Genomic DNA, 11,954 nt, shown 5'->3' with positions numbered 1-11,954 from the left:
CTTCTCAGCCCTAGGAACGGCCGAGATCGTTCGCGTGGCCTGATGCTGACGGGGAAAGGGGCCATCATGCCTCAGGCGTCAGTTACGCAACAACGCCCTTCATAGGCGAGGATGAAAAGGGGTGCTCGCCGATCAAGGTCGGCGTGGCCAAGGACATTGGACGCCGGCGAAACGACCTGCAGACCGGCAATCCGCTCGAACTCAAGCTCCTTGGCTGGATCACGTCGGCCGACGATTTCGCGACCGAGCGCGACCTGCATCGTCGCCTCGCATCCCGGCGCGGCCGCGGCGAGTGGTTTCACATCGAGCCGGCCGACGTCCTGCCTTTTCTCATGGAAGTCGGACAGCGCGGCTTCGTCGCGAAGAACGCCGATGCCTTTGAGATCACCGGCTACGATCGCGACGCCGTTCCCGAATATCTCGGCGTGTGGGAATGGGCCGACCTCGAAATCGACGAATGTTGTCCCTTCTGCGGGTGCCTTTGCGGCATGCATTTTCAGGAGGCCTCGCAGATGTACTACTGCATCCAGTGCGACACGCTCACCGACTTCTCGGAACTATCCCCGGATGACCGTGACGGGCCAGAGTATTGACTGGCCTCAAGACAAACAACGAATGGGGACATAACATGAGCATGCAATGCACATCGCGTTCCCTCTTCGAGCTGCGGGCCTATGGCGATCCCTCCTGCCGTGGGGGATCCGACAGACGATCCGCGAAGAGCCGACCGCCTTGCTCCGGCGAGCCTAGCCTGCCCGACCGCGCGGGGACAGCAGCATACTGAGGCCCACCCGGCCCGTCGCCCCGGCGGCAAGGCATAGAATCAGCCAGGCAAGGGTCCAGCCGATCTGGCCTGCGGTTTCCAACAGGTGCCTGACCCCGGCGGCACCCACGGTCACCATCGCGCCGAGGACCGCGAGCGCGGCAAGTATATGAATCTTTGTTAGCATTTCCGGTTTCCTCCTGGATGGCCGAAGCCGGTCCGCTCGCCGTCTCGCCGAAATCGTGATCATCCCCAAAGCCGGAGCCCGATTGACTCACCGAAAGGATGAGAACAAATAACGAACATAACCGCGAATTTCGCCTAAGGAAAGAGCCGGAGCCCGTTCCCGCGTGTCCAGTCCTGCCACCAGCCCTGCTATCGCCGCCCTCCGAGCACGCATCGCGCAGCTCGAGGGCGACGGCTTGCTGTCGCGCGAGGTTCTGCCCTTCGGCCTTCCCGCGCTCGACAGCCGGCTGCCGGGCGGCGGGCTTGCGCTCGGCTGCCTGCATGAGGTGGCGGGCGGCGGGCATGGTGCGGTGGATGGCGCGGCGGCCGCGAGTTTCGCTGCAGGTATCGCCGCGCGGACCGAGGGCAAGGTGCTTTGGTGCGTCACCCAGCAGGACCTCTTCGCTCCAGGTCTCGAACAGGCCGGCCTTGCACCCGACCGGGTGATCCATGTCGAGGCCGGTGACGACAAGACGGTCCTGGCCTGCGTGGAGGAAGGGTTGCGCCACGGCGGGCTCGGCGCGGTGGTGGCCGATGTCACGCGGATGTCGATGACCGCCTCGCGGCGGCTGCATCTGGCCGCGAAGGGGACGAAGACCATCGGGATCGCGCTCAGGCGCTGGCGGCGGCAGGCCGAGGCCAGCGATTTCGGGCAGCCGACGGCGGCCATGACGCGCTGGCGGGTCTCGGTCCTGCCTTCAGCGCCGTTGCCGGTTCCCGGCGTCGGGCGGGCGCGCTGGCTGATCGAACTGATCCGGGCGCGGGCGGGGGAAAGTCTCGATATCGAACTGGAGGCATGCGATGGCTCGGGTCATCTCGGTCTTCCTGCCGACCTGGCCGACGGATCGGCTGCGGCGGAAGGCTGGCGACGCAGCGCCGCCGGTTGAGGCGCCGCTGATCATCGCGGGACGGGATCGCAACCGGCGCGTGGTCACCGCGGCCGATGCCGCCGCGCGGGCACTCGGGCTGCGGGTCGGCATGCCCCTGACCAAGGCCCAGGCGCTGGTGCCGGGACTGGTGATCGAGACCGCCGATCCCAAGGCCGACGCGGAAAGCCTGGAACGCCTGGCGCTATGGGTGTTGCAGCGGTTCAGTCCGATCGTCGCCGCCGATCTGCCGGACGGGATCGTGATCGACTCCACAGGCGCCGACCATCTGCATGGCGGCGAGGCCGCGATGCTCGAAGCGCTGGTCGGCCGCCTCACCCTCTCGGGTGTGGCCGCCCGCGCCGCCATCGCCGACACCTGGGGCGCGGCCCATGCGCTGGCGCGCTACGGCGCCGATCCCATGCTGATCGCAGCGCCGGGCGCGGCCGAGGCTCTTCTCTCGCCGCTGCCTCTGGAGGCGTTGCGATTGCCGCCGGCGATCCCGGCGGGGCTGCGCGATCTGGGCTTTGCCCGGATTGGCGACCTGATCGGCCAGCCGCGCGCGCCGCTGACCCGCCGCTTCGGGCCGGAGTTGTGCCGGCGGCTGGACCATGCGCTTGGCGATGCAACCGAGCCGATCGAGCCGTTGCGCCCGGAGGGGCTGATCGAGGTCCGCCGCAGTTTCGCAGAACCCATTGGCGCGGCCGAGACCATCGCGCGCTATGTCGGCAAGTTGGTCGATGCCCTCTGCACGATCCTGGAGGAGCGAGGGCTCGGCGCGCGCCGCCTCGATCTGCTCTGCCACCGCGTCGACAACCGGATCGAGACCGTCCGCATCGGTCTGGCGACGCCGGTGCGGGATCGCAAGCGGCTGGCCCGTCTGCTCTGCGACAAGATCGAGACCATCGCGCCGGGTTTCGGGATCGAGATCATGTCGCTCGCCGCCGCGCTGGCGGAACCGCTCGCCGCCCGGCAGGCGGCCAGCAGCCTGATCGAGGCGCCGGCGCCGGACCTCTCCGGCCTGATCGACACGCTGGCCAACCGGGTCGGCACAAAGGCGATCTACCGCCTCGCACCCGTGGCGAGCGATGTCCCCGAGCGCTCGGTCTGTCGTGTGCCGGCGCTGGCAGAGGATACCGGCGCGGGTTGGCCCGATCACTGGCCGCGCCCGTCGCGCCTCCTGCCACGGCCCGAACCCATCGAGACCATGGCGCTCCTGCCCGACCATCCGCCGAACTGGATTTCCTGGCGCGGGGTCCGCAGGCGGGTCCGGCGGGCCGATGGTCCCGAGCGGATCTTCGGCGAATGGTGGAAGCGCGATGCCGAGCTTGCAGCGGTGCGTGACTATTTCCGCATCGAGGATGACGCGGGCGAGCGCTTCTGGATCTTCCGTGCTGGCGATGGCGAGGATGCGGCCACCGGCTCGCATCGCTGGTTCCTGCACGGGGTCTTCGGATGAGCACGCCCCGCTACGCCGAATTGCAGGTGACCTCGCAATTCTCCTTCCTGCGCGGCGCCTCCTCGGCCGAGGAGCTCTTCGAGACTGCGGCGGCGATGGGGATCGAGGCGCTGGCGGTGGTTGACCGCAACACGCTGGCCGGGATCGTGCGCGCCCATGAGGCGGCAAAGGCGACCGGCGTCCGGCTGATCGTCGGCTGCCGCCTCGATCTCGCCTGCGGCATGTCGGTGCTGGTCTATCCGACCGACCGCGACGCCTACGCGCGCCTCTGCCGGCTGCTGTCCCTCGGCAAGAGCCGGGCCGGGAAGGGCAAATGCCACCTCGAATGGGCCGACCTCGCGGCCTATGGCGAGGGGCTGATCGCCGTTCTCGTCCCGGACCTGGCCGACGATCTGTGCGGGATGCGGCTGCGCCGGCTGCTCGATACCTTCGGCGACCGCGCCTATCTGGCCCTGACCCTGCGGCGCAGGCCCAACGATCAGATGCGGCTTTGGGAACTGTCCATGCTCGCGCAGCGGATCGGCGTGCCGACGGTGGTGACCAATGACGTGCTGTTCCACGAGCCGGGTCGGCGCATGCTGCAGGACGTGGTGACCGCGATCCGGCACACCACCACCATCGATGCCCTCGGGCTGCGGCGCGAGCGCCACGCTGATCGCTATCTGAAGCCACCCGCCGAGATGCACCGGCTGTTCGCACGCTGGCCGGAAGCGCTGGTCCGGACGGTGGAGATCGCCGGGCGCTGCAGCTTCAACCTCGACCAGCTCGCCTATCAATATCCCGAGGAACGCGATGATCCGAAGCTGTCCCCGCAGGAGACACTGGAGCGCCTGACCTGGGAAGGCGCGGCGAGCCGCTATCCCGAAGGCATCCCCGACGAGGTGACGGCAGCCCTGCGCCATGAGCTGACATTGATCGGCAAGCTCGACTACGCACCCTATTTCCTTACCGTGAACAGCATCGTCCGCTTTGCCCGGTCGCGCGGTATTCTGTGTCAGGGGCGCGGGTCCGCAGCCAATTCTGCCGTCTGTTTTGTTCTTGGCATCACTGCGATCGACCCTGGCCGCAACGATCTCCTCTTCGAACGCTTCGTGTCCGAAGAAAGGCGCGAACCGCCCGATATTGATGTGGATTTCGAGCATGAGCGACGCGAGGATGTGATCCAGTGGGTCTATGAGAACTATGGCCGCGACCGCGCGGCGCTGACCGCCACCGTGATCCGCTATCGCTCGAAAGGGGCGCTTCGGGATGTCGGCAAGGCGATGGGTCTGCCGGAGGATCTGATCCAGACGCTCTCCGGCCAACTCTGGGGCTGGTCCGAAACCGGCGTCTCGGACCAGCAGCTCCGCGACCTCAACCTGAACCCCGAGGATCGCCGGCTGCGGTTGACGCTGGAGCTGGCGGCGCAGCTGCGCGGGGCGCCGCGCCACCTCAGCCAGCACCCTGGAGGCTTCGTGCTAACCCAGGACCGGCTGGACGATCTGGTGCCGATCGAGCCGGCGGCGATGGAGGATCGCCAGATCATCGAATGGGACAAGGACGATATCGACGCGCTCCGCTTCATGAAGGTGGATGTCCTGGCGCTTGGCATGCTGACCTGCATGCGCCGGGGCCTCGATCTCATCTCCGAGCACAAGGCGATCGACCTCGACCTGGCCACCATCCCCGCTGAAGACCCGCGCACCTATGCGATGATCCGCAAGGCGGATACCTTGGGGACATTCCAGATCGAGAGCCGGGCACAGATGTCGATGCTGCCGCGGCTGCGGCCCCGGACCTATTACGACCTGGTGGTGCAGGTCGCCATCGTCCGGCCAGGGCCGATACAGGGCGATATGGCCCATCCCTATCTGCGCCGGCGCGCGGGTCTGGAAGACGTCGACTATCCGACACCCGAGCTGGAGAAGGTGCTGGGCAAGACCCTCGGCGTGCCATTGTTCCAGGAGCAGGCCATGCGGGTCGCCATCGAATGCGCGGGCTTCACCCCCGGCGAGGCCGACATGCTGCGCAAGTCGATGGCCACCTTCAAGCACACGGGCGGCGTCTCGAAATTCCGCGAGAAGCTGATCACCGGCATGGTCGCCAAGGGCTATGAACAGGACTTCGCCGAGCGCACCTTCCGGCAGCTGGAGGGCTTCGGCTCCTATGGCTTCCCCGAAAGCCATGCCGCCTCATTCGCGCTGATCGCCTATGCCTCGGCCTGGCTGAAATGCTGGCATCCCGACGCTTTCTCCGCAGCGTTGCTCAACAGCCAGCCGATGGGCTTCTACGCGCCCTCCCAGATCGTGCGCGATGCGCGCGATCATGGCGTCGAGATCCGGCCGGTCTGCGTCAATGCCTCCCGCTGGGATTGCACGCTGGAGCCGACCGGGGACGAGAGCCGCTTCGCCGTCCGCCTTGGCCTGCGTATGGTCAAGGGTCTCGCCAATGCCAACGCCGCCGCCATCACCGTTGCGCGGGCGGATGAACCCTTCGCCTCGATCGAGGATCTCTGGCGACGGGCGGTGGTGCCCGTCGCCGCCCTGACGCAGATCGCTGAGGCGGACGGTTTCCGCCCGGCCTTCGGCCTGGCGCGGCGCGAGGCCATCTGGTCGATCAAGGGTCTGCGCGACGAGGAACTCCCGCTGTTCTCCGCCGCTGCCCGGCGCGAGGGGGAGATGGTCGCGGAAGTCGTCGAGCCTGCTATCGCGCTGCGGCCGATGGCCGCCGGGCGCGAGGTGGTCGAGGACTACGCCCATACCGGCCTGTCGCTGCGCCGTTATCCGGTGTCCTTCCTGCGCACCGATCTCGCCCAGCGCCGGATCGTTACCTGCGCCGAGGCGATGGGGTCACGCGACCGGCGCTGGCTGGAGGCGGCGGGGATGGTGCTGGTCCGCCAGCGGCCCGGTTCGGCCAAGGGCGTGATGTTCATCACGCTCGAAGACGAGACCGGGATCGCCAACCTGGTCGTCTGGCAGAAGGTGTTCGCGCAGTATCGCCGGGTCATCCTGTCGGCAGGGATGATCGCCGTGAAAGGCCGTATCCAGCGCGAAGGCGAAGTGGTGCATCTGGTGGCGCACCACATCGCCGATCTCTCCCGCGACCTGGCCAGCGTCGGCGAGCGCGAGTCCGCATTCCCACTGCCGCATGGCCGTGGCGACGAGTTCCGGCACGGAACGCCCACGCCTGATCCACGCGGTCATCCGTCAAAGAGCCCGCGTACGCGGACCATTCTCCCGGCCGATCTGCCTGTCGACTCGATCCGGGTGAAGACGCGGGATTTCCGGTAGCGCCTGGCGGGGACCAGTTGCCAGGTCCTGCAAGCGAACCATCCCTTTTCTTTCTATTCCTGCGATCCTGTACTCCGACCCTATCTCCCTTGTTGTCAGGCCGGGTTTTCTGTCTCTTCTACTTGTCCCCGATTCAGGGCCGCCATCGAGCGCCCGCAGGAGAACGGGGACAGCATGTCGGCCACTCACCATAAACCCGAAGCGATTCAGCGCGGCGCACGCATGCTCCGCACCGCGCTCGGGCCGGCCATCGCCAGGTTTCTGGAGGATCCGGCAGTCGTTGAGGTGATGCTCAACCCCGATGGAAGGCTCTGGATCGACCGGCTCTCCGAAGGCCTGTGCGATACGGGCGAACGGCTGGAACCGGCGGACGGCGAGCGGATCGTGCGCCTCGTCGCGCACCATGTCGGGGCCGAGGTTCACGCGCGCAGCCCACGCATCTCGGCGGAGCTACCGGAAACGGGCGAACGGTTCGAGGGATTGCTCCCGCCGGTGGTCACGGGTCCGGCCTTCGCCATCCGCAAGCCTGCCGTGGCGGTATTCACCCTCGACGACTATGTCGCGGCCGGCATCATGTCGGCCGCCCAGGCAGAGGTTCTGCGCATCGCCGTCTCAACCCGCGCCAACATTCTCGTCGCAGGCGGCACCAGCACGGGCAAGACCACGCTGACCAACGCGCTTCTCTCGGAGGTCGCCGGCACGTCCGACCGCGTGGTCATCATCGAAGATACCCGGGAACTGCAATGCGCCGCCCCCAATCTGGTGGCGATGCGCACCAAGGATGGCGTCGCATCCCTGTCAGACCTGGTGCGGTCCTCGCTGCGCCTGCGCCCCGACCGCATACCCATCGGTGAGGTCCGCGGATCCGAAGCGCTCGACCTGCTCAAAGCCTGGGGAACCGGGCACCCCGGCGGCATCGGCACTATCCATGCCGGTTCCGGCATCGGCGCCCTGCGCCGGCTCGAGCAGCTCATCCAGGAAGCCGTCATCACCGTTCCGCGCGCCCTGATCGCGGAAACCATCGATCTTGTGGCCGTTCTTGCGGGCCGCGGCGCATCCCGCCGGCTGGTCGAACTGGCCCGGGTGGATGGCCTTGGTCCGGGCGGCGACTACCGCGTTTCCCAAGCCACCTCCCACACGACAGGAGAACCCGAATGATCCGCTATGCCCAGCGTATCCGCCACCACATCGCAACCGCCGCTACCTTCACCTATGTCAGCCTGCTCATGACCCCCGCCGCGAATGCTGCAGGTTCGTCCATGCCCTGGGAAGCGCCACTGACGAGCATCCTGCAATCGATCGAAGGCCCTGTGGCGCGCATCGTCGCCGTGATCATCATCATCGTGACGGGCTTGACGCTAGCGTTCGGGGATACAGGCGGCGGGTTCAGAAGGTTGATCCAGATCGTTTTCGGCATCTCGATCGCCTTCGCAGCGAGTTCCTTCTTCCTCAGCTTCTTCTCGTTCGCCGGCGGGGCGTTGATCTGATGTCGGCAAGCTTCGAGCAACTTGCCGAGGTGCCGGGATTCACCGTCGCGGTCCATCGGGCGCTGACCGAGCAGATTCTGCTCGGCGGCGCACCGCGGTCCATCGCGATCCTGAACGGAACGCTGGCCGGGGCCATCGGCCTCGGCCTTCAGCTCTGGCTTCCCGGCCTGATCATCTGGGCTCTGGGGCATTTTGCCGCCGTATGGGCCGCGAAGCGCGACCCGCAGTTCGTCGAGGTCGGACGGCGCCATCTCCGCATCCCCAGCCACCTTTCGGTCTGAAGGAGGCTATGGTGCTCAATCTCACCGAGTATCGCCGTACCGCCGCCCGGCTCGCGGACTTTCTGCCCTGGGCAGCGCTGGTCGCCGAAGGGGTTGTACTCAATAAGGATGGCTCCCTCCAGCGCACGGCCCGATTCCGCGGGCCGGATCTCGATTCTGCCGTCGCGGCCGAGCTGGTCGCCATCGCCGCGCGGATCAACAGTGCTTTCCGTCGTCTCGGATCAGGATGGGCCATCTTCGTTGAGGCCCAGCGCCGCGAGGCGTCCACCTATCCGGAAGACATATTCCCGGATGCGGCTTCCGCTCTCCTCGACGCCGAGCGCAAGGCGGCTTTCGAGGAACAGGGCACGCATTTCGTGTCCGAATACTTCCTGACCATCCTCTATCTGCCCCCGGCGGAAGAGGCCGCGATCGCAGAGACTTGGCTCTACGAAGGCCGCGATCGCACCGGCGTCAACGCGCAGGACATCCTGCAAGGCTTCGTCGACCGTGCCGATCGGGTTCTGGCATTGCTGGACGGGTTCATGCCCGAATGCACGTGGCTCGGCGCTCCCGAGACGCTGACCTACCTTCACTCCACGATCTCGACCAACCAACAGCAGGTCCGTGTTCCCGAGACACCGATGTATCTCGATGCGTTGCTTGCCGATCAGCCGCTCATCGGCGGGCTGGCGCCGCGCCTCGGCGATCAACACCTCCGCGTGCTGACGATCACCGGATTTCCGACGGCGACGACCCCTGGACTCCTCGACGACCTGAACCGCCTTGCCTTCCCGTACCGCTGGTCGACCCGAGCGATCCTCATCGACAAGACCGATGCGACGAAACTGCTGACAAAGATCCGCCGGCAGTGGTTCGCCAAGCGCAAATCGATCGCGGCGATCCTGAAAGAGGTGATGACAAACGAGCAGTCGGCATTGATCGATTCCGATGCCGCCAACAAGGCCCTCGATGCCGACGCGGCATTGCAGGAACTCGGCGCCGACATGGCCGGCCTCGCCTATGTCACGGCAACCATCGTGGTCTGGGACGCCGATCCCCGCATCGCTGACGAGAAGGTCCGGCTGGCCGAGAAAGTCGTCCAGGGGAGGGATTTCACGGCGATGATCGAGACGGTCAACGCCGTCGACGCCTGGCTCGGCTCGGTCCCCGGTCATGCCTATGCAAATGTGCGCCAGCCGCCGATCTCCACCCTCAACCTCGCCCATATGATCCCGCTGTCCGCCGTCTGGGCGGGCGAACCCCGCGACGAGCACCTCGACGCACCCCCCTTGCTTTATGGCAAAACCGAGGGAAGCACTCCGTTCCGGCTCTCGCTTCATGTCGGTGACGTAGGCCACACCCTCGTCATCGGCCCGACGGGCGCAGGCAAGTCTGTGCTGCTGGCCCTTATGGTCTTGCAGTTCAGGCGGTATCGGGGCTCACACGTCTTCGCCTTCGACTATGGCGGTTCGATCCGCGCGCCGACTCTCGCCATGGGCGGCGACTGGCATGACCTCGGAGGGCGGCTCACCGAAGGCGATGGCGCCCCGGTATCGCTCCAACCGCTCGCACGCATCGACCATGCGCCGGATCGCGCCTGGGCGGCGGACTGGATCACCGCCATCCTGGCGCGCGAAGGGGTATCCGTCTCCCCGGACGTGAAGGAACATATCTGGACGGCGCTGACCTCGCTCGCCTCCGCGCCGGTCGAGGAACGCACCCTCACGGGATTGAGCGTGCTGCTCCAGTCCAACGACCTCAAGCTCGCCCTTCAACCCTTCTGCGTCGGCGGCCCCCATGGGCGGCTGCTCGATGCCGAGACGGAAAGCCTCGGCGATGCATCTGTGGTCGCCTTCGAAACCGAGGGACTGCTTGAAACCAGCGCGGCCCCGGCCGTCCTCGCCTATCTGTTCCACCGCATCACGGACCGCCTGGACGGCAGTCCGACGATGATCGTGATCGACGAGGGCTGGCTCGCACTCGGCGATCCGGCCTTCTCGAGGCAACTGGGAGAATGGCTGGTCACGCTGCGCAAGAAAAACGCCTGCGTCGTGTTCGCTACCCAGTCGCTGGCCCAGCTGGAAAAGAGTGCCATTGCGCCGGCGATCATCGAGAGCTGCCCGACGAGGCTCTTGCTCCCCAACGAGCGGGCCATCGAACCGCAGATCACCGCGATTTACCGGCGGTTCGGCCTGAATGACAGGCAGATCGAGCTGCTGGCGAGAGCGATGCCGAAACGCGACTATTACTGCCAGAGCCGCCGAGGAAACCGGCTGTTCGAATTGGGTTTGAGTGAAGTCGGCCTCGCACTTTGCGCGGCATCCGCCAAGTCCGATCAGAGCCGCATCACCGGCCTTCTCGCCGAACACGGTCGCGAGGCGTTCCTCGCCGCATGGCTCCGCTCGCGCGGTGTCGACTGGGCGGCCGAGCTCATCCCGGATCTCGCCAATCTCGCGCCCGCACCGTCCGAACACGCGCAGGACATCGAGCCTGCTCCCGACGACCCCGAGCCCCCCAGCGAAGAGGAGATCTTCCCATGACCCGTCACCATCGCAGCCTGACCCGCCTGGCGAGCGCCTCGGCGTTTGCTCTCGCCCTCGCGGCGCCTCTTGCCTTGGCGCCGATGCTGGCATCACCCGCCCACGCATTCTTCGGATTCGGCCGCATCGTCTACGATCCGACCAATCACAGCGAAAACCTGCTGACCGCCGCGCGCACGCTCGAGCAGATCAACAACCAGATCGCCAGCCTGCAAAACGAAGCCCAAATGCTCATCAACCAGGCGCGCAACCTCGCGAGCCTGCCGCATTCCTCGCTCCAGCAACTCCAGCAGAACGTGCGGCGCACGCAGCAACTGATCGACCAGGCGCAGAACATCGCCTTCGAGGTCCAGCAAGTCGACCAGATCTTCCAACAGGAATACAGCGCCCTCACCCTCTCGGTGCCCGAACAGCAGCTCGTCGCCGACGCCCGCACCCGCTGGACCAACACCATGGGCGGGCTTCAGGACGCCATGCGCATGCAGGCCGGCGTGGTCGGGAACATCGAGGCCCAGCGCAACGAAATGGCCGCGCTGGTAGGTCAGAGCCAGAACGCCGTCGGCGCGCTCCAAGCTACGCAAGCCGGCAATCAGTTGCTGGCCCTGCAATCGCAGCAGCTGGCCGACCTGACCGCACTCCTCGCCGCCACCGGACGCGCCGAGGCTCTTGTCGAAGCCGAACGCGCCGCCGCGGCGGAGCAAGGGCGCATCCAGAGGCTCCGATTCCTCACACCGGGCACCGGCTACCAACCCGGCAACGTCCGAATGTTCAACAACTGACGGACGGGGGAACCGATGGAGAGCAAGGTACTGGTCCGGATCGGCGCGATCATCTTCGTCGCCTTCGCGATTACCGCGGCCGTCGTCGAGATGGTGCGTGAAGACGCGCCCGTTCCACCGGCCGCGGCGCCTTCTCTCCTGCCCCCGCCTGATCCGCTGAGGGCGGATCTGCGCCGCTGCCAGCAGATGGGTGAAGCGGCGGCAAACGACCCGGGCTGCCTCGCAGCCTGGGCCGAAACCCGCGACCGCTTCCTCGGTCGCAACCGCTCGTCTGCCCGAACTCAGCCGGCATCGGAGTGACGG

At 66.7% G+C, this 11,954-nt stretch carries 11 protein-coding genes; 10 read left to right on the top strand and 1 reads right to left on the bottom strand.

The genetic code is table 11. The annotated features are described in order from the left end of the window. Positions 1 to 101 precede the first annotated feature (101 nt). Positions 102 to 593: a GIY-YIG nuclease family protein gene (locus ACFQXB_RS19110; protein ID WP_377406824.1), complete on the top strand. Its 492-nt coding sequence runs from the start codon at positions 102 to 104 to the stop codon at positions 591 to 593. Between the two features lie 153 nt (positions 594 to 746). On the opposite strand, the gene ACFQXB_RS19105 is transcribed toward ACFQXB_RS19110, so the two are convergent. Next, positions 747 to 950: a hypothetical protein gene (locus tag ACFQXB_RS19105; protein WP_377406821.1), complete on the bottom strand. Its 204-nt coding sequence runs from the start codon at positions 948 to 950 to the stop codon at positions 747 to 749. Positions 951 to 1,113: 163 nt separating this feature from the next. Between ACFQXB_RS19105 and ACFQXB_RS19100 the strand changes: the two genes are divergently transcribed. The 9 genes from ACFQXB_RS19100 (at position 1,114) to trbK-alt (ending at position 11,951) form a co-directional block, all read left to right on the top strand. Continuing rightward, positions 1,114 to 1,875, top strand: a complete 762-nt coding sequence (locus ACFQXB_RS19100; protein ID WP_377406820.1) for an ImuA family protein — start codon at positions 1,114 to 1,116, stop codon at positions 1,873 to 1,875. Next, positions 1,790 to 3,313 (top strand): Y-family DNA polymerase, encoded by a 1,524-nt coding sequence (locus ACFQXB_RS19095; protein ID WP_377406819.1) that lies wholly within the window; start codon positions 1,790 to 1,792, stop codon positions 3,311 to 3,313. The genes ACFQXB_RS19100 and ACFQXB_RS19095 overlap by 86 nt, the downstream gene beginning before the upstream one ends. Beyond that, positions 3,310 to 6,582, top strand: a complete 3,273-nt coding sequence (locus ACFQXB_RS19090) for an error-prone DNA polymerase (RefSeq protein ID WP_377406818.1) — start codon at positions 3,310 to 3,312, stop codon at positions 6,580 to 6,582. The genes ACFQXB_RS19095 and ACFQXB_RS19090 overlap by 4 nt, the downstream gene beginning before the upstream one ends. A gap of 174 nt (positions 6,583 to 6,756) precedes the next feature. Further along, positions 6,757 to 7,740 carry a P-type conjugative transfer ATPase TrbB gene (gene trbB, locus ACFQXB_RS19085; protein WP_377406817.1) on the top strand — a complete coding sequence of 328 codons (984 nt, stop codon included), beginning with the start codon at positions 6,757 to 6,759 and terminating at the stop codon, positions 7,738 to 7,740. Continuing rightward, positions 7,737 to 8,069: a TrbC/VirB2 family protein gene (locus tag ACFQXB_RS19080; protein ID WP_377406816.1), complete on the top strand. Its 333-nt coding sequence runs from the start codon at positions 7,737 to 7,739 to the stop codon at positions 8,067 to 8,069. The genes trbB and ACFQXB_RS19080 overlap by 4 nt, the downstream gene beginning before the upstream one ends. Beyond that, positions 8,069 to 8,350 carry a VirB3 family type IV secretion system protein gene (locus ACFQXB_RS19075; RefSeq protein WP_377406815.1) on the top strand — a complete coding sequence of 94 codons (282 nt, stop codon included), beginning with the start codon at positions 8,069 to 8,071 and terminating at the stop codon, positions 8,348 to 8,350. Before ACFQXB_RS19080 ends, ACFQXB_RS19075 begins: the two co-directional genes overlap by 1 nt. An 11-nt stretch (positions 8,351 to 8,361) precedes the next feature. Next, the gene (gene trbE, locus ACFQXB_RS19070) at positions 8,362 to 10,872 is read left to right on the top strand and encodes a conjugal transfer protein TrbE (protein WP_377406814.1); all 2,511 of its coding nucleotides are present in this window, start codon (positions 8,362 to 8,364) and stop codon (positions 10,870 to 10,872) included. Then, the gene (gene trbJ / locus ACFQXB_RS19065; RefSeq protein ID WP_377406813.1) at positions 10,869 to 11,651 is read left to right on the top strand and encodes a P-type conjugative transfer protein TrbJ; all 783 of its coding nucleotides are present in this window, start codon (positions 10,869 to 10,871) and stop codon (positions 11,649 to 11,651) included. Before trbE ends, trbJ begins: the two co-directional genes overlap by 4 nt. A 15-nt stretch (positions 11,652 to 11,666) precedes the next feature. After that, positions 11,667 to 11,951: a putative entry exclusion protein TrbK-alt gene (gene trbK-alt, locus ACFQXB_RS19060; protein WP_377406812.1), complete on the top strand. Its 285-nt coding sequence runs from the start codon at positions 11,667 to 11,669 to the stop codon at positions 11,949 to 11,951. Positions 11,952 to 11,954: the final 3 nt, after the last annotated feature.

Source organism: Halodurantibacterium daqingense (assembly GCF_042666235.1).
In the GTDB taxonomy this organism is placed as follows: Bacteria; Pseudomonadota; Alphaproteobacteria; order Rhodobacterales; family Rhodobacteraceae; genus Halodurantibacterium; species Halodurantibacterium daqingensis.
This window is presented reverse-complemented; position numbering and strand designations above follow the sequence as displayed.